A 16734-nucleotide genomic window follows, 5' to 3' on the forward strand; every position below is an offset into this window, starting at 1 on the left:
GTTTCCGTGCGGCGCCGGAGCACACATCACGCGCGCGTGTCGGAACGTGTGCGGAAACCGGGTGCCCGGCGCGCGGTCCGCGCGACATGATCCCTGCATGAGCGACACGGCAGAACAGGAAGAGCGGGCGGCACCGGCCGGACCGGAAGCGCCGCCGGCACAGGACGAGCCGGAGCAGCGGCGCAACAGGCGCAGCCGGGAGCGGCGCGTGGCCGCCCTCCGCGGCGCGCGGCGCGTACTCGCCCGCCCGGGCTTCGTCACGACCCTGCGCGAGCGCATCGCCCTGCTCGACGGGGCCGAGGAGCTGTACGACCTCGACGAGCCCTCCGACATGTACGGCAACGGCGTCGTCGAGGCGCTGGAGGAGCGGACCGCCGCCCTGCTCGGCACGGAGGCCGCCGCCTTCTTCCCGACCGGGACCATGGCCCAGCAGGTGGCCCTGCGCTGCTGGGCGGGCCGCACCGGCAACCCGGTCGTCGCCCTGCACGGACTCGGCCATCCCGAGCGGCACGAGCGCAACGCCTTCAGCCGGGTCGGCGGCCTGCACCCGGTACGGCTGACCGACGCGCCCAGGCCGCCGACCGCCGAGGAGGTGCGCGGCTTCGAGGAGCCGTTCGGGGCGCTGATGCTGGAACTGCCGCTCAGGGAGGCCGGATACCTGCTGCCCACCTGGGAGGAGCTCACCGAGGTCGTCGAGGCCGCCCGGGAGCGCGACGCGGTGGTCCATTTCGACGGGGCCCGCCTGTGGGAGTGCACCGTCCACTTCGGCCGCCCCCTGACCGAGATCGCGGGCCTGGCGGACAGCGTGTACGTCTCGTTCTACAAGTCCCTCAAGGGCTACGGCGGCGGCGCCCTGGCCGGTCCCCGGACGCTGGTCGAGGAGGCCAAGGCCTGGCGGCACCGGTACGGCGGGCAGGTGTTCCAGCAGTTCCCCACGGCGCTGTCCGCCCTGGCCGGACTGGAGCGCGAGCTGCCCCGGCTGCCCTCGTACGTGGCTCACGCGCGCGTGGTGGCGGCCGCGCTGCGCGAGTCACTCGCGGCGGCGGGGCTGCCGTGGGCGCGGGTGCACCCCGCGGTGCCGCACACGCACGAGTTCCAGGTCTGGCTGCCCTGCGACCCCGACGCGGCCAGTGAGGCCGCGCTCCGGCAGGCCGAGGAGACCGGGACGATGCTGTTCTCCCAGCCCTGGGACGCGGGCGGCCCCGGGATCGCCCTCACCGAGGTCGGGGTGGGCGAGTCGGGACTGGAGTGGACGGCCGACGAGGTGCGGGCGGCGGTCGCCGACTTCGCCGCCCGGCTGACGGCCTGACGCGGGACGCCCGGCCGGTCGGACGCGGGACGCCCGGCCGGTCAGCCCAGGGTGCGGGGCCACCGGGACCGCCACCGGCGCAGGGCCCGCCGTACCCGCCCGCGCGCCGGGCGGCCGGTGAGCACGGCCTGGAACCGGCGGCGGTCGCGCCACTCGCGCACGACCCGCCGGTCGTGGGTGCCGGGCGCGGGCGGCGCGGGCTCACCGAGCTGCCGGGCCCGGTAGGTGTCCAGGAGGTACTGCTGCGTGATGCTCATGGCGGATCACCCTCTTAGGGAGACGTAGAGGTGGGTACGGGCTCCGCGGCTGCCCCGGTGACCCCAGACTGCGCCGGTCCCCGCCCCGCGGTCGCGCCGATTGACGGCGGCGGTCAATCGGCGGCGGCGTTGTCGGTGGCGGCGTGCACCATGGGGGCATGAGCGTGCGCATCGACATCACGGGGCTGCGGCCGGAGCGGGTCGCCGTCGTGCCCTCTCCGCTGGCCGAGCTGGGTATGGCGCTGCACGCGCTGTCCGAGCCGGGGCACCACCCCGGGCTGCAGGCCTGGGTGACGGGCGTGACCGCCCGGCTCGACTCGCACCTCGCGGACCGGATGTGCGAGGCCGACTTCCTGTGGCGGACGACGTTCTCGGACCTGTTCATGCCGTTCGCCGGGGTGCCGGGCCGCAGCACCCTGCCCGGTGCCACCCTCGCCGACGACCTGGACCTGCTCGACAAGCTGTCCGACGAGCAGTTCGTCGACGCGGCCCTGGAGTTCACCTGCGCGCTGCCGTACAGCACCGGCGGGTTCTCGGCGCTCGACGACTCCGAGGTGCGCCGGCGCGCGCTGGACCTGGCCGCCGCGCGGGGGCCGCAGCAGCTGCGCTTCAGCGAGCGGCTGCTGGCCGATCCGCCGCGGATCCGGGACTGGCTGCGGCAGTTCGCCCGGGACTGCGACGAGGTGTTCTTCGCCGAGGCCTGGTCCCGGCTGCGCCACCAGCTCGCGGCCGACGCCCGCCGCAAGACGGACCTGCTGCGCCACAAGGGCCTCGCCGAGGCCCTGGCCGCCGTGTCCCCGGCGGTGGCCCTGGACGAGGGCGCCGCCCGGATCACCGTCGACAAGCTGGGCGACGGCCGTTCCGCGACGGCGGACGGCGGCCTGCTGCTGGTCCCGACCAGCCTGGGCTGGCCGCACCTGATGGTCCTGCACCGGCACGACTGGCAGCCGGTGCTGCACTACCCGGTCGGCTCCCCCGAGCTGGCCGCACCGCCCTCGGTCGAGCAGCTCACGATGCGGATGACGGCGCTGTCCCACCCCGTCCGGATGCGGATCTGCCGGTACCTGGCCCGCAGTGCGTACACCACGGGCGAGCTGGCGCAGGTGCACGGGATGACGGCGCCCGAGATATCCCGGCACCTGGGTGTGCTGAAGAAGGCCGGGCTGGTCACCACCCGCCGCCGCGGCCGGTACGTCCTGCACCAGCTGGACGTCACGGCGGTGGCCCGGCTGGGCAGCGACTTCCTGGAGGGGATACTGCGCTAGGGCCGGTCCCCGGGGCCGGTGTCAGTCGACCCGGATGTGCCGGATCCCGACCCCCGCCTGCCGCATCCGGGTGCGCAGGGCGCCCTCGTTGTTGGGCTTCAGGGTGAGTCCCGCGAGGACGGCGATCCGGTCGGCGGTCTTCGGGACGCTCGTGTGGTCCGTCCACAGGTGCTCGGCGAACTCCGGCTCGGCCAGCCGCTCCAGGCAGTGGTCGAGCTGTCGCACGGCCCAGCTGTCCCGGCGCGGCCCGCTCGCCCTGCCTTTCCCCGTCACGTACCGCAGGGCGTGGCCGAGGCCGCGCTCGCGCAGCCGCCGCAGGACGGTCTCGCGTTCGGCGAGGAGGGTGAAGTGGTGGACGTCGTGGCCCAGTTCGCGCAGCCGGCCGACGGTCTCGGCGAAGTACCCCGGGTCGGTGACGGTCATCGGCGCGATCACCACGCCGTCGTGCTTGGTCAGGGCCAGGTCCAGCACCTCCACGACGCCCTGCCGCCAGGAGACCAGGTCCTGGAAGTTGTCCCGCAGTTCGGGCGGCAGCATGCGGCGCAGCCCGAAGCCCGCGTGCTCGGGGTCGCAGACGACACTGCCGGGGAGTCTGCGCCGTATCTCGTGCGCGGTCTGTGTTTTTCCGCCCCCGAAGGGCCCGTTGATCCACAGGAGCATGCGCAGACCCTACCGACGAGCGGCCCGACGCGGAGCCCCCCGCACCGGCCCGTCAGCCCTGTCCGCCGCCGGCTCGCACCAGCCCGGTCTCGTAGGCGAGGACCACCACCTGCACGCGGTCGCGCAGGCCCAGCTTGGTCAGGATGCGGCCCACATGGGTCTTCACGGTCGCCTCGGACAGCACGAGCCGCGCCGCGATCTCGCCGTTGGACATGCCCTGCGCCACCAGCACCATCACCTCGCGCTCCCGCTCGGTGAGCCGCTGCAGCTCCTTCTGCCGGGGTTCCTGCCCGGTGGCGGGCAGCATCGGCGCGAACCGGTCCAGGAGCCGCCGGGTGGTGGAGGGGGCCACCACCGCGTCGCCGCTGTGCACGGAGCGGATCGCGGCGAGCAGCTCGCCGGGCGGCACGTCCTTGAGCATGAAGCCGGAGGCGCCCGCCTTCAGCGCCGAGAACGCGTACTCGTCGAGGTCGAAGGTGGTCAGGATCAGCACCTTCGGCGCGTTCGGGTCCACGCAGATGCGGCTGGTGGTCTCCACGCCGTCGAGCTTGGGCATGCGGACGTCCATCAGGACGACGTCCACGGCGGTCGAGCGCAGCACCTGGAGCGCCTCGACGCCGTCGCCCGCCTCCGCGACGACCTCCATGTCCGGCTGGGCCGCCAGCACCATCCGGAACCCGGTGCGCAGCAGCACCTGGTCGTCGACGAGCATCACGCGGATCGCCATCGGGGCCTCTTCTTCCTTACAGGTGTCAATGCGGTACGTGCGTGGTGGCGCGGTGGTCAGGGCGCCGGTTTCAGCGGCAGCAGCGCACTGATGCGGAATCCTCCGCCCGGACGCGGGCCCGCGTCCAGGGTTCCGCCGACCATGCCGATCCGCTCGCGCATGCCGATCAGCCCGTGGCCCTGGCCGTCGAAGCCGCCCTCCTCGTACAGCTCGTGCGGGGCGCCCTTGCCGTCGTCCTCGATGAGCAGCCCGAGCCCGTCGTCGAAGTAGACCAGGCGCACGCTCGCGCCCGCGTTCTCGCCGCCGTGCTTGCGCGTGTTGGTCAGCGCCTCCTGCACGATGCGGTACGCGGTGAGCTCCACGCCGCTGGGCAGCTGCCGGGGGGTGCCCTCGACCTTGAAGTCGACCGGCAGCCCGGAGGTGCGGCACTGCTCGACAAGGTCCTCGATCTGCTCGACGTCGGGCTGCGGCACGTACTCCCCGGCCTCCTTGTGCTCGCCGGTGCGCAGCACGCCCAGCAGGCGGCGCATCTCCGCGAGCGCCTGCCGGCCGGTGGAGGAGATGGTCTCCAGGGCCTTCTTCGCCTGGTCGGGCGCCGCGTCCAGGACGTAGGCGGCGCCGTCGGCCTGCACCACCATGACGGAGACGTTGTGCGCGACGACGTCGTGCAGCTCGCGCGCGATCCGGGCGCGCTCGGCGGCGACCGCGACCTTGGCCTGTGCCTCGCGCTCCTTCTCCAGCCGGGTCGCGCGCTCCTCCAGCTGCGCGAAGTAGGCGCGCCGGGTGCGGATGGAGTCGCCGAGCACCCAGGCGAGGGCGAAGGGGACCGCCTGGAAGACCGTCACGGCGATGGTGGTGCCCATGCCCAGCTCGCTGTCGGACCAGCGCAGCTGGGCCAGGGGCGCCGCGCACAGGCCGGTGGCCAGCGCGGTCCGGGAGGCCCAGCGGGCGCCGGTCGCGGCCACGGTGTAGATGATCACCAGGAAGGCGAAGTCGGCGGGCATCGTCGCCACGTCGAAGACCAACTGCCCCACGCCGAGCACGACGGCGAGCAGCAGCATCCGCTCCGGTGCCCGCTGGCGCAGCGCGATCACGACGCCGAGCAGCACCACGAAGGGGGTGATCAGCGCCAGGTTGTCCGTCCCGTCCGCCCGCGTCCCCGGCGTCGCCGCGGAGACCAGGGAGATTCCGAGCACGACGAAGGCCCAGAACGAGTCGACACCGGTCGGGTGTCGGCGGAGGAAGTCGTAGAGGCGCTGCACGTAACCCAGCGTAGGGAAGCGGAATAGGTGCAGGGGTCAACCGGAGGGCCGATCCGCATCGCCCGCGCATACTCCGCAAGGTGGAGGGACCGCTCTGCTGTGCCCCTAGCCTGGGCTTGTGACACCAGGAACGGCAGGGGCCAGAGGGGCTCCCGAGACGCACGGGAAATGGCGGGGCTGGCGGGAGGCCACGCAGGAGGCGCTCTACGGACCGGAGGGCTTCTACCGCGCGGGACCCGAGGGCCCGGCCGGGCACTTCCGTACGTCCGTGCACGCGTCGCCGCTGTTCGCGGGGGCCGTGGCACGGCTGCTGTGCCGGGTCGACGAGGCGCTGGGCCGGCCCGCGGTGCTGGACTTCGTGGACATGGCGGCCGGCCGGGGCGAGCTGGTCGCCGGGGTGCTGGCGGCCCTGCCCGCCGACGTGGCCGCCCGCACGCGCGCGTACGCCGTCGAGGTCGCCGCCCGCCCGGAAGGGCTCGACCGGCGGGTCCAGTGGCTGCCTCGGCCGCCGGACGGCGTCACGGGGCTGCTGTTCGCCAACGAGTGGCTGGACAACGTGCCGGTGGACGTGGCGGAGGTGGACGCCGCGGGCGTGGCGCGCCGGGTGCTCGTACGGGGCGACGGGGCCGAGCGGCTCGGGGAGCCGGTGGCCGGGGCGGAGGCCGAGTGGCTGGCCCGGTGGTGGCCGCTGGACGCCGAGGAGGGGCGGCGCGCGGAGATCGGGCTCCCCCGCGACGAGGCCTGGGCGTCGGCCGTGGCGGCGCTGGACGCCGGGCTGGCGGCGGCCGCCGACTACGCGCACACCGCGGCCGCCCGCCCGCCGTTCGGGACGCTCACGGGCTTCTGGGCGGGCCGGGAGACGGAGCCGGTGCCGGACGGGTCGTGCGACATCACCGCACACGTGGCACTGGACGCGTGCGCGGCCGCCCACACCACGAGGTGCACTCCGGAGTACGCGCCCCCGAATGCGCTCACACGCCCCCAGCGCGACATCCTGCGCGCGCTCGGTGTCACCGGCGCACGCCCCCCGCTCGCGCTGGCCTCCACCGATCCGGCGGCGTACGTGCGCGCCCTCGCGAGCGCCTCCCAGGCCGCCGAGCTGACCGCGCGCGGCGGCCTGGGCGATTTCCGGTGGCTGCTCCAGCCGGTGGGGCCGGTCGACGCCGAGGCGCTACTTGTCGATGTCGCCGACCACGAAGAACAGTGACCCCAGGATCGCCACCATGTCCGCGACCAGCGTCCCGGGCAGCAGCTCGGCGAGCGCCTGGATGTTGTTGTACGACGCCGAGCGCAGCTTCAGCCGGTACGGGGTCTTCTCACCCTTGCTGACCAGGTAGTACCCGTTGATGCCGAGCGGGTTCTCGGTCCAGGCGTACGTGTGGCCCTCGGGCGCCTTCAGCACCTTCGGGAGCCGCTGGTTCACCGGCCCCGGCGCCAGCTCGGCCAGACGGTCCAGGCAGGCGTCGGCGAGGTCGAGGGCGTTGTGCGTCTGCGCCAGCAGGACCTCGAAGCGGGCCAGGCAGTCCCCGTCGGTCCGGGTGACGACCTTCAGCGTGTCCTGGAGCTCGCCGTAGGCGAGGTACGGCTCGTCGCGGCGCAGGTCGAAGTCGACGCCGGACGCGCGCGCGATGGGCCCGCTGACGCCGTAGGCGTGCACGGCCTCGGCGGACAGGGCGCCGACCCCCCGCGTACGCCCCCGGAAGATCTCGTTGCCGAGCACCAGGTCGTCGAAGACGTCCATGCGCGAGCGGACCGCGGCGACGGCGCCACGCGCGCGCGTGGTCCAGCCCGCCGGGAGGTCCTCCTTGAGGCCGCCGACGCGGTTGAACATGTAGTGCATGCGCCCGCCGGAGACCTCCTCCATCACGTTCTGGAGGACCTCCCGCTCCCGGAAGGCGTAGAAGACCGGGGTGATGCCGCCCAGCTCCAGCGGATACGACCCGAGGAACATCAGGTGGTTGAGCACCCGGTTCAGCTCGGCGAGCAGTGTCCGCGTCCACACCGCGCGCGTGGGGACCTCCATGCCGAGCATCCGCTCGACGGCGAGGACGACGCCCAGCTCGTTGGAGAACGCCGACAACCAGTCGTGGCGGTTGGCGAGCATGATGATCTGACGGTAGTCACGGGCCTCGAACAGCTTCTCCGCGCCGCGGTGCATGTAGCCGATCACCGGCTCCGCGCTCGTGATGCGCTCGCCGTCCAGAACCAGCTTGAGCCGCAGCACGCCGTGGGTGGACGGGTGCTGGGGCCCGATGTTGAGCACCATGTCGGTGCTCTCCGCGGCACCGCCGATTCCGACCGTGGTCTCCGTCGTAGGAGTCATGAACACAGTCTCCCCTACGTACGCTGGCCCCATGGAGACGGGGAGCCCGGACGACGCGGGCACGGCGGGGACGGCGCGGGCGGCCGGGCGGGCGGCTCCGGCGGGCGCGTCGGCCGCGCCGCGGGACGAGCCGGTGTGGACCGGCCTGCCGCCGGGGCTGCTGCATCTGCGCCGCCTGTTGCTGGTGGTGTGGCTGGGACTGCTGACAGTCGCCGCCGGTGTGCTGCCCGCCCTGTTCCTCAACCCTCTCTGGGCCGCCCTGGCCCTCCTGCCGCTGGCCCTGACGGCCTGGGGCTGGGTGATGCTGGAGCGCAACTGGCGCTCCTGGGGGTACGCCGAGCGCGCCGACGACCTGCTGATCAGCCGGGGTGTGCTGTGGCGGGAGGAGACCGTCGTCCCGTACGGGCGCATGCAGCTGGTCGAGGTGACCTCCGGGCCCGTCGAGCGCCACTTCGGCCTGGCCAGCGTGCAGCTGCACACGGCCGCCGCCGCGACCGACGCGACCATCCCCGGCCTCGACCCGGCCGAGGCGGAACGCCTCCGCGACCGCCTCACCGAGCTGGGCGAGGCCCGATCGGCGGGCCTGTGACCGGGCCCGGGGCAGGGAGGGGCACGACCGAGGGCGGTCCGGCGGGGCGCGCGGGCGGCACGGGCGGTCCGGCGGGGCGCACGGGCGACGCGAGCGGTCCGGCGGGGCGCACGGGCGACGCGAGCGGTCCGGCGGGGCGCACGGGCGACGCGAGCGGTCCGGCGGGGCGCACGGGCGGCACAGCGGGGACCGCGGGCGGCACAGGCGGCACAGCGGGGACCGCGGGCGGTACGGCGGAGTACATGGGCGAGCCCCGCCCGGCGACCCCCGACCGCACCGGGAACGACCCCCCGCGGGACCCGGAACACGACACCGCCGATCCCTCGGACCACACGGCAGCCCCCGCGCCCGAGACCCCCGGCACACCCGGGACGCCGACGAACAGCACGAGCGGACCCGGCCGCCGGACCGACCCCGACCGAGACGAGGACAGCCCTCCGAGGAAGGCGAGTCACGACGACCCCGCCAAGCCCTCGGACCACGCCGCAGCCCCCGCACCCGAAACCACCGGCCCCGGCGCGGGCACGGGTGCCGACGGGACATCGGCGAAGGGGGACGCCGCGAGCCGTGGCCAGGGCGGCGGCGGGGTCGTGGAGCGGCGCCTGCACCCCGTCACGCCCCTGCGGCGGGCGTGGGCGCCGGTCGCGGTGCTCGTCGGGTGGGCCGTGCACGATCCCGACCAGGCGCAGCGCCAGCTGACCCGGCTGACCACGACCCACCTGCTGATCGGCCTCGCCGTACTGATCCCGGCCGCCGCCCTGTACGGCTTCCTCACCTGGTGGTTCACCCACTACGCGGTGACCGACACCGAGCTGCGGATCCGCACCGGCCTGCTGTTCCGCCGCACCGCGCACATCCGCCTCGAACGCATCCAGGCGATCGACGTCACCCAGCCCCTGCTGGCCCGGGTCGCGGGGGTCGCCAAGCTCAAGCTCGACGTCATAGGCACCGGCAAGAAGGACGAGCTGGCCTTCCTCGGCGCCGACGAGGCGCGGACGCTGCGGGCCGAACTGCTCGCGCGCGCGGCGGGCTTCGCGCCCGAGACCGCGCACGAGGTCGGCGAGGCCCCCGCGCGGCAGCTGCTGCGGGTGCCGCCCGGCGTCCTCGCCGTCTCCCTCCTGCTGACCGGCGCGACCTGGGGCACACTGCTCGCCGCCGCCGTCGTACCGACGCTGCTGTGGCTGGCCACCCACAACCTGTGGACGGTGCTGGCGACCGCCCTGCCGCTGGTGGGCGCCGCGGGCGCGAGCAGCGCCGGCCGGTTCGTCGGGGAGTACGACTGGACGGTGGCCGAGTCCCCGGACGGGCTCCGCATCGACCACGGCCTGCTCGACCGCGCCCACGAGACGGTGCCGCCGGGCCGGGTGCAGACCGTGCGCCTCGTGGAACCGCTCCTGTGGCGGCGCCGCCGCTGGGTGCGGGTGGAGCTGGACGTGGCCGGGTCGTCGAACTCCGTCCTGCTGCCGGTCGCCCCGCGCGAGATCGCCGAGTCGGTCGTCGCGCGCGTACTGCCCGGGGTGAGCGTGCCGCCCGGACCGGAGCTGACGCGCCCGCCGCGCCGGGCCGCACGCTGCCGACCGCTGTGGTGGCGCGGCCACGGGCTCGCCGTCACCGACGCGGTCTTCGCCGCCCGGTACGGCCTGCTGCGCCGCAGCCTGGCGCTCGTGCCGCACGCCAAGGTCCAGAGCGTCCGCCTGACGCAGGGCCCCTGGCGGCGTGCCCTGCGACTGGCCGACGTCCACGTGGACACGGGGGCGAACAAGACCGTGACCGCCCGCCTGCGCGACGCCGAAGAGGCCGCGGAGCTGCTGCGGAGCCAGGCGGAACGGTCCAGGACGGGCCGCCGGGACGCCCCGCCGGACCGTTGGATGGCCTGAGCCCGAGCCCGCGGCCAGGGGCCAGGGGACCGCGGGTCAGGAGACCGCGCTGCGCAGCCCCTGTACGTCGATCTGCTCGGTCTCGTCGTGCGCCGTCAGGTCGATCACCTGGCCCACGCCCCGGGACTCCTCGCCGGCCGGCTTGAAGGAGACCTCGGCCTCGGCCTTGTGCAGGGCGAGCGCCTCCTGGCCGACCACGTCGGCGAGGTCTTCGTTCTGGACGGTCTCCAGAGCGGCATCGGACGCACCCGCCCCGCCCGCCCCGCCCGCCCCGCCCGCCGCACCCGCCGCGTTTTCGACGGGCTTGGTGCCGAAGAAGTCGAAGCCGCCCTCGACCACGGGACGCCGCGCCGGGGCCGCCGGTACGACGGCCACCGCGGTCGGCACCGTGAAGTGCCCGTCGGCCCGCCGGGTGGGCTGCGTGGGCTGGGCGGACTGGTCGGACTGGGTGGGCTGCGCGGGCCGCTCGTCGGACGTCGTGGTCGGGGAGGCGGCGGCGGTGCGCTCATGGCCGTCGGCCGCCTCGGGCTGCCCCTGCGCCTCGTCCTCCGGCCCCGCCTCGGTCGCGGGCGCGCCCTCGCCGCCGCCGTCCCCGTCGCCGTCACCGCCGGAGCCGTCCGAGGCCTCGGAGGCCGCAGCCCGGTCGCCACCGTCCGGGTCGGCGGGCGCGTCGCCGTCGAAGCGGGCCAGGGCGGCGTTGGCCCGCAGGAACAGCCGGGAGCCCTCGGGCGAGAAGACCCCGGGAGCGGAGGCCTCTTCGCCCGCCGCGTCCTCCTCGGCCGCGGCATCCGCCCCCGGCGCTTCCACCCCGGACTTTCCCTGCTCCCGCGCGTCCTGCACCCGCGCCTCCTGCACCGGGGGCGTCTCCTCTGCCGGCGTCTCCTCTGCCGGGGCGGTGCGGGCCGCCGGCAGCGCGGGTGCCTGCGGCGCGGCCTCTATCTCCAGCAGCCGGCGGCCCTCCAGCGCGCTGGCACGCTCGGTCTCCGCCGTGGCGTAGCGCCGCAGCAGCGAGGCGTGCTCGTTGCGCAGCCCCGCCAGCTCGGTGCGCTTGGCCCGCAGCCGGTGCTCCAGCTTCTGCCGCAGCTCGCGCGACTCCTCCAGGTCGGACTCCAGTTCGGCGACCCGTTCCTCGAAGCGCCACTCGTCGCCGGCACGCGCGCGGGTGAGGTCGGCGACCTGCCGGCCCGCCTGCGCGTCCCAGTGCCGCATGACGACCGCGCCGACCACAGCCGTCACCGCGGCGGCCGCGGCCAGCACGCGAAGGATCATGGTCTCGCTGAACAACCAGGGCCCGAGGGCGCAGACGACCGAAACACCTGCGATCGCCGACGGAGGAAGCAGCCTGTGCAGAGGCGGGGAATGGCGGTGACGTCCACGTGGCATGGCCAGAAACTTACCGCGCGTAGGCGAATCTTGGCGCCCCGCCCCGTAAAAACACGGCCATCTCCGACGCGTTCACAGGGAACGGGGAATCCACATCCCCGACGACGGACGAATTACCCCCGGATTCCAAGATCATTCAAGACTCCCGCCCGCCACCCAGCCGCTCATCCAGCCACCGCAGCGTCGCGGGAATCTCCCGCCGCCAGGTATTGAAGTTGTGCCCGCCGCTTTCCAGGATGATCGACGAGATCCGCGTCGGCCTCTTGTCCTTCACCAGTTCGATGAACTTCAGGGTGTCCTTGTAGTTCGTCTCGCCGGTCCTGCTACTACTGACGAGCAGTGAAGTGTCGGGCGCGGGCGCGTTCTTGAGGTACCACCACAGACTGGCCCGCTTCTCGAGCCCCTCGTCCCCCTGGAAGAGATCACCCGTGGTGGGGTCGTTCGGCGCGTCGTAGTACGGCGACAGCCCGGCCCCGGCGGCGTACACCTCCGGATGGTGCGCGGCGAGCTTCAGGGCGCAGTAGCCGCCCGTCGAGTTGCCGACGACGCCCCAGCTCCGCGGCCCCTTGGCCACCCGGTAGTGGGTACTCACCGCCTGGGGCAGGTCCTTCGCGAAGAACGTCTCCGTCTGCGGCCCGCCCGGTACGTCCACGCACTCCGTGTCGCGCGGCGGCGCCACCGTGGGCCGCAGCATCACCAGGATCATCGGCCGCATCCGACCCGCCTTCGCCAGCTCCAGCGCCGTACGCGGGTAGTGCAGTTTCTCCACCAGCGCCTCCGCTGTCCCCGGATAACCGGTCAGGACGACGGCCGCGGGAAACGTACGGCCACGGTGCCGCGCCTGAAAGTACTCCGGCGGCAAATACACGTACGCCGGTGACGCGATCCGAGACGTACGCCCGACGACCCGTATCTCCTCCACTCGCCCCGAGACGTCCGGCCGCGCCCCGCCCGCCGGCGTCACCCGCCGGTCCCCGACGACCCGCAGCGGCCCGCCGCCCGCACCGGCCGAGTGGTCCACGACCACGCCCTGCCCGTCCTCCCGCCCGAACAGGTCGGCCCAGCTGCCGTAGAAGCCGAAGGACTGATTGGCGACCAGTCCCACCGCCGCGAAGACCGCCACCTGGGTGGCGAGCAGCAGACCGGCCCTCCCCAGAACGGCCCGCACACTCCGCCCGGCCAGCCGCGGCCACAACCACACCGTCCCGGCGAACAGCAGCACGCCGGCCACCACCGCCAGCGCCAGCACCTTGTTGCTCGTGAGACCCATGCCTTGCTACCCGCCCGCGCTTTCCGTTGATCAGGAGAGTGAACCTCTCCCTCCGAGACACCGTCCTAGAGGGCGCAATGTCGCCGGATGCCCGGAACGGGCCCGGGATCCACGATCTCTCGCAGAACCACAGGTGCGATGTCTGTCAGGACAGATGAGGAAATGTCGGGCGAGGTTCCGACGAGGCCCACCCGCATACGTCGCGCCCTGCGCGGCCCCCGCCCGGACCGGATCCCCCTCCTCGTCGGCCGCGCCTGCGTGCTCGTCGGCCTGCTGGACATCGCGGCCGGCTCCTTCCCGCGCTTCCGCCACAGCCGGATGCACGCACTCGCCGAGGTCCTGCCCGGCGCCTTCGGCCCCTTCGCCGCCGCCCTCTCGCTCAGCGCCGGCGTCCTGCTCCTCCTGCTGGCCCACGGCCTCAAGCGCCGCAAACGCCGGGCCTGGCGGGCGGCGGTGGCGCTGCTCCCGCTGGGCGCCGTCGCACAGTTCACCTACCGCCACTCCCTCCTCGGCGTACTGATCTCCGTGGCCCTGCTGGTTCCTCTCCTCCGCCACCGCGACGAGTTCGCCGCCCTCCCCGACCCGCGCAGCCGCTGGCGGGCGCTGGCCAACTTCGTCCTCATGAGCGCCGGTTCCGTCCTGCTCGGCCTGCTCGTCGTCAACGCCCACTCGCACCGCATGCTCGGCGACCCCAGCCTGGCCGACCGCATCACCCACGTCCTCTACGGCCTGTTCGGCGTCGAGGGCCCGGTGGACTACCGCGGCAACACCTCCTGGACGGTCGCGTTCTCCCTCGGCGCCCTCGGCCTCCTGACCGCCGTCACCACGATCTACCTGGCCTTCCGCCCCGAACACCCCGCGGCCCGCCTCACCGAGGGCGACGAGACCCGCCTGCGCGCCCTCCTCGCCCGGCACGGCGGCCGCGACTCCCTCGGCCACTTCGCGCTGCGCCGCGACAAGGCGGTCGTCTTCTCCCCCAGCGGCAAGGCCGCCGTCACCTACCGGGTCGTCTCCGGCGTGATGCTGGCCAGCGGCGACCCGATCGGCGACGTCGAGGCCTGGCCGGGCGCCATCGAGCGCTTCATGGACGAGGCCCGGGCGCACTCCTGGACCCCGGCCGTCATGGGCTGCTCGGAGACCGGCGGCGAGGTCTGGACCCGCGAAACGGGCCTCGACGCCCTCGAACTAGGCGACGAGGCGGTGGTGGACGTAGCGGATTTCTCCCTCGCCGGCCGCGCGATGCGCAACGTGCGCCAGATGGTCAAGCGCATCGAGCGCGCCGGTTACGAGACCCGGGTACGGCGCGTGGCTGACCTCTCCGACGCCGAACTGGACCGGGTGCGCCGCGCCGCCGACGCCTGGCGCGGCACGGACACCGAGCGCGGCTTCTCCATGGCCCTGGGCCGCGTCGGCGACCCGGCCGACGGCGACTGCCTGATAGCGACAGCCCACAAACAGGACACGGAACCCGGCGAGTACGGCGACCTGAAGGCGGTCCTGCACTTCGTGCCGTGGGGCACGGACGGCGCGTCCCTGGACCTCATGCGGCGCGACCGCGCGGCCGACCCCGGCATGAACGAACTCCTGATCGTGGCCGCGCTCCAGGCCGCCCCGAAACTGGGCATCGCGCGGGTGTCCCTGAACTTCGCGATGTTCCGCGCGGCACTCGCACGGGGCGAGAAGATCGGCGCGGGCCCGGTCCTGCGCGCGTGGCGCGGCCTGCTGGTCTTCCTCTCCCGCTGGTTCCAGATCGAGTCGCTGTACAAGTTCAACGCGAAGTTCCGCCCCCGTTGGGAGCCGCGCTTCGTCGTCTACCGCCGCTCGGCCGACCTCCCGCGCATCGGCTTCGCGGCGATGCAGGCGGAGGGCTTCGTCACGATCGGCCTCCCCCGCTTCCTCCAGCGCCGGACGCCCTCGCGCCGCCCCTGCGCCCACGGAGTCCCGGACCGGGAGGCGCGGACGGCGTGACGTACGCCGGTCCGTTGCGGGGTGGGCCGCGCGGCCCGGCGTTACCGGTGCACCCGTCGTGGGTGCGGGCGCGAGGGGGACGCGGCCCGGCGTAGCGGGGTGCCGCTGCGCCCACCCGTGCCGCCCCAGCGGCACGACTGCCCGCAGCTGAGGGGGATGGACGGGTCAGCCGCGTACGGCGAGGAGGGGGCGTGTCGGGGGGTGTCCGCCCGCAGCGGTTGGCGCGTCAACGCCCCGCACCCCCGTAGCCAACCGATTCCGCGCCGTTCCGAGGACGGACACCCCCCGGCGCGCCCCCGACCCACCCACCGGACAAACAGCGCTACGCGCACCCCCACCGCACCCGCACAGGCCGCCGCAGGCACCCGCGCACCCGTCGCAGCCCACCGCCTACGCTGAACACATGAGCAAGCAGACCGGCCGCCGCCGACGCCATCTCGCGGGACTGACCGCATGGGACCGCTGCGCGGTCATGGGAGTCGTCAACGTGACCCCCGACTCCTTCTCCGACGGCGGCCGCTTCTTCGACACCACGGCGGCCATCAAGCACGGCCTGGATCTGGTCGCCCAGGGCGCCGACCTCGTGGACGTCGGCGGCGAGTCCACCCGCCCCGGCGCCACCCGCGTGGACGAGGACGAGGAACTCAGGCGCGTCGTCCCGGTCGTGCGCGGCCTCGCCTCCGAGGGCGTGACGGTCTCCGTCGACACCATGCGCGCCTCCGTCGCCGAGCAGGCCCTCGCCGCCGGCGCCGCCCTGGTCAACGACGTCAGCGGCGGCCTCGCCGACCCCCGGATGATCCCGGTCGTCGCCGACACGGGCGCCCCCTTCGTCGTCATGCACTGGCGCGGCCTCCTGAAGGACGGCAACGTCAAGGGCACCTACGCCGACGTCGTGGCAGAGGTCGTCGACGAACTCCACGCACGCGTGGACGCCGTCCTCGACGGCGGCGTCGCCCCCGACCGCGTGATCGTCGACCCCGGCCTCGGCTTCTCCAAGGACGCCGAGCACGACCTCGTCCTCCTCGCCCACCTCGACCGCCTCCTCGTCCTCGGCCACCCCCTCCTCGTCGCCGCCTCCCGCAAACGCTTCCTCGGCCGCGTCCTGGCCGGCCCGGACGCCGCCCCGCCCCCCGCGCGCGAGCGCGACGCGGCCACCGCCGCGGTCTCCGCGCTCGCCGCGCAGGCCGGAGCGTGGGCGGTCCGCGTCCACGAGGTCCGCGCCACCGCCGACGCCGTCCGCGTCGCCCGCGCCGTCGAAGGCGCCCGGTGAGCGCGCCGCACCTCGACGTCGAACAGGTCGAGGCCGCGAACACCGCCTTCTACGAGGCACTGGAGGAGGGCGACTTCGAGAAGGTCTCCGAATTCTGGCTCACCCCCTCCGACCTGGGCATCGACGAGTCGTACCACGACCCGGCCGACGCCGGCGTGGTCTCCTGCGTCCACCCGGGCTGGCCGGTGCTCACCGGCCGCGGCGAGGTGCTGCGCTCGTACGCCCTGATCATGGCGAACACGGACTACATCCAGTTCTTCCTCACCGACGTGCACGTCTCCGTCACCGGCGACACCGCCCTGGTCACCTGCACCGAGAACATCCTCAGCGGCGGCCCCGCCCCCGACGGCGGCGAGGAGCTCGGCCCGCTGGTCGGGCAGCTCGTCGTCGCCACCAACACCTTCCGGCGCACACCCGCCGGCTGGAAGCTCTGGTCCCACCACGCCTCCCCCGTACTCGCGGAAACCGAGGACGAGGACGGCGAGGACACACCGCCCTGACCCGGCCGGCGACCACCGGCAGCCGGGAAGTGGTTGGAATCACGGACCGGCGGGTAGGGGCGGCTACCAACCCG

General features: G+C 74.1%; 15 protein-coding genes. 8 read left to right on the forward strand and 7 right to left on the reverse strand.

The window, feature by feature from the left end; all coding sequences use genetic code 11:
- Positions 1-97: 97 nt before the first annotated feature.
- Entirely contained in the window at positions 98-1309 is a 1212-nt protein-coding gene (locus ACFV9J_RS23760) for a threonine aldolase family protein (protein ID WP_385356912.1), read from the forward strand.
- A 41-nt stretch (positions 1310-1350) separates the two neighbouring features.
- Here the strand turns inward: ACFV9J_RS23760 and ACFV9J_RS23765 are convergent, their stop codons facing one another.
- Positions 1351-1566, reverse strand: coding sequence for a hypothetical protein (locus ACFV9J_RS23765; RefSeq protein WP_385356913.1), 216 nt, complete (start codon positions 1564-1566; stop codon positions 1351-1353).
- A gap of 158 nt (positions 1567-1724) precedes the next feature.
- On the opposite strand from ACFV9J_RS23765, the gene ACFV9J_RS23770 reads away from it, so the two are divergent.
- Positions 1725-2831, forward strand: coding sequence for a DUF5937 family protein (locus tag ACFV9J_RS23770; RefSeq protein ID WP_385356915.1), 1107 nt, complete (start codon positions 1725-1727; stop codon positions 2829-2831).
- Positions 2832-2852: 21 nt separating this feature from the next.
- Here ACFV9J_RS23770 and ACFV9J_RS23775 read toward each other — a convergent pair whose 3' ends face one another.
- Genes ACFV9J_RS23775 through ACFV9J_RS23785 form a run of 3 tightly spaced genes read right to left on the reverse strand, consistent with a single transcriptional unit; the run spans position 2853 to position 5480 of the window.
- Complete coding sequence (locus ACFV9J_RS23775; protein ID WP_385356917.1) at positions 2853-3491, reverse strand: AAA family ATPase; 639 nt, start codon at positions 3489-3491, stop codon at positions 2853-2855.
- A 52-nt stretch (positions 3492-3543) separates the two neighbouring features.
- Positions 3544-4218 (reverse strand): response regulator transcription factor, encoded by a 675-nt coding sequence (locus ACFV9J_RS23780; protein WP_003975444.1) that lies wholly within the window; start codon positions 4216-4218, stop codon positions 3544-3546.
- A 56-nt stretch (positions 4219-4274) separates the two neighbouring features.
- The gene (locus tag ACFV9J_RS23785; protein WP_385356918.1) at positions 4275-5480 is read right to left on the reverse strand and encodes a sensor histidine kinase; all 1206 of its coding nucleotides are present in this window, start codon (positions 5478-5480) and stop codon (positions 4275-4277) included.
- A 118-nt stretch (positions 5481-5598) separates the two neighbouring features.
- On the opposite strand from ACFV9J_RS23785, the gene ACFV9J_RS23790 reads away from it, so the two are divergent.
- Positions 5599-6687 carry an SAM-dependent methyltransferase gene (locus tag ACFV9J_RS23790; protein ID WP_385356919.1) on the forward strand — a complete coding sequence of 363 codons (1089 nt, stop codon included), beginning with the start codon at positions 5599-5601 and terminating at the stop codon, positions 6685-6687.
- Here the strand turns inward: ACFV9J_RS23790 and ACFV9J_RS23795 are convergent.
- Positions 6652-7803, reverse strand: coding sequence for an NADH-quinone oxidoreductase subunit D (locus ACFV9J_RS23795; RefSeq protein ID WP_385356920.1), 1152 nt, complete (start codon positions 7801-7803; stop codon positions 6652-6654). The genes ACFV9J_RS23790 and ACFV9J_RS23795 overlap by 36 nt on opposite strands.
- Positions 7804-7834: 31 nt before the next feature.
- Here ACFV9J_RS23795 and ACFV9J_RS23800 point away from each other — a divergent pair, with 31 nt between their 5' ends.
- On the forward strand, positions 7835-8392 hold the full coding sequence (locus tag ACFV9J_RS23800) for a PH domain-containing protein (protein WP_385356921.1): 558 nt from the start codon (positions 7835-7837) through the stop codon (positions 8390-8392).
- Between the two features lie 242 nt (positions 8393-8634).
- Positions 8635-10269 (forward strand): PH domain-containing protein, encoded by a 1635-nt coding sequence (locus tag ACFV9J_RS23805; protein ID WP_385356922.1) that lies wholly within the window; start codon positions 8635-8637, stop codon positions 10267-10269.
- 36 nt (positions 10270-10305) lie between these two features.
- Here the strand turns inward: ACFV9J_RS23805 and ACFV9J_RS23810 are convergent, their stop codons facing one another.
- Both ACFV9J_RS23810 and ACFV9J_RS23815 read right to left on the reverse strand, forming a co-directional pair.
- A complete protein-coding gene (locus ACFV9J_RS23810) occupies positions 10306-11652 on the reverse strand; it encodes a hypothetical protein (protein ID WP_385356923.1) in 1347 nt (448 codons plus the stop codon).
- A 136-nt stretch (positions 11653-11788) separates the two neighbouring features.
- Positions 11789-12922 carry an alpha/beta hydrolase gene (locus tag ACFV9J_RS23815; protein ID WP_385356925.1) on the reverse strand — a complete coding sequence of 378 codons (1134 nt, stop codon included), beginning with the start codon at positions 12920-12922 and terminating at the stop codon, positions 11789-11791.
- A gap of 162 nt (positions 12923-13084) precedes the next feature.
- Here ACFV9J_RS23815 and ACFV9J_RS23820 point away from each other — a divergent pair, with 162 nt between their 5' ends.
- From ACFV9J_RS23820 to ACFV9J_RS23830, 3 genes are all read left to right on the forward strand, one after another.
- Positions 13085-14890, forward strand: a complete 1806-nt coding sequence (locus ACFV9J_RS23820) for a phosphatidylglycerol lysyltransferase domain-containing protein (protein WP_385356926.1) — start codon at positions 13085-13087, stop codon at positions 14888-14890.
- A 403-nt stretch (positions 14891-15293) separates the two neighbouring features.
- Positions 15294-16160, forward strand: coding sequence for a dihydropteroate synthase (gene folP / locus ACFV9J_RS23825; protein WP_385356928.1), 867 nt, complete (start codon positions 15294-15296; stop codon positions 16158-16160).
- The gene (locus ACFV9J_RS23830) at positions 16157-16660 is read left to right on the forward strand and encodes a nuclear transport factor 2 family protein (RefSeq protein WP_385356929.1); all 504 of its coding nucleotides are present in this window, start codon (positions 16157-16159) and stop codon (positions 16658-16660) included. Before folP ends, ACFV9J_RS23830 begins: the two co-directional genes overlap by 4 nt.
- Positions 16661-16734: the final 74 nt, after the last annotated feature.

Source organism: Streptomyces sp. NPDC059906 (genome assembly GCF_042730645.1).
Classification (GTDB): domain Bacteria; phylum Actinomycetota; class Actinomycetes; order Streptomycetales; family Streptomycetaceae; genus Streptomyces; species Streptomyces rubrogriseus.

Excerpts from the sequence above, each read along its gene's own strand:
- ACFV9J_RS23760 (WP_385356912.1), top strand. The coding sequence starts at position 98 with ATGAGCGACACGGCAGAACAGGAAGAGCGGGCGGCACCGGCCGGACCG.
- ACFV9J_RS23805 (WP_385356922.1), top strand. The coding sequence starts at position 8,635 with ATGGGCGAGCCCCGCCCGGCGACCCCCGACCGCACCGGGAACGACCCC.
- ACFV9J_RS23775 (WP_385356917.1), bottom strand. The coding sequence starts at position 3,491 with ATGCTCCTGTGGATCAACGGGCCCTTCGGGGGCGGAAAAACACAGACC.
- ACFV9J_RS23820 (WP_385356926.1), top strand. The coding sequence starts at position 13,085 with ATGTCGGGCGAGGTTCCGACGAGGCCCACCCGCATACGTCGCGCCCTG.
- ACFV9J_RS23780 (WP_003975444.1), bottom strand. The coding sequence starts at position 4,218 with ATGGCGATCCGCGTGATGCTCGTCGACGACCAGGTGCTGCTGCGCACC.
- ACFV9J_RS23810 (WP_385356923.1), bottom strand. The coding sequence starts at position 11,652 with ATGCCACGTGGACGTCACCGCCATTCCCCGCCTCTGCACAGGCTGCTT.
- ACFV9J_RS23800 (WP_385356921.1), top strand. The coding sequence starts at position 7,835 with ATGGAGACGGGGAGCCCGGACGACGCGGGCACGGCGGGGACGGCGCGG.
- folP (WP_385356928.1), top strand. The coding sequence starts at position 15,294 with ATGAGCAAGCAGACCGGCCGCCGCCGACGCCATCTCGCGGGACTGACC.
- ACFV9J_RS23815 (WP_385356925.1), bottom strand. The coding sequence starts at position 12,922 with ATGGGTCTCACGAGCAACAAGGTGCTGGCGCTGGCGGTGGTGGCCGGC.
- ACFV9J_RS23765 (WP_385356913.1), bottom strand. The coding sequence starts at position 1,566 with ATGAGCATCACGCAGCAGTACCTCCTGGACACCTACCGGGCCCGGCAG.
- ACFV9J_RS23795 (WP_385356920.1), bottom strand. The coding sequence starts at position 7,803 with ATGACTCCTACGACGGAGACCACGGTCGGAATCGGCGGTGCCGCGGAG.
- ACFV9J_RS23770 (WP_385356915.1), top strand. The coding sequence starts at position 1,725 with ATGAGCGTGCGCATCGACATCACGGGGCTGCGGCCGGAGCGGGTCGCC.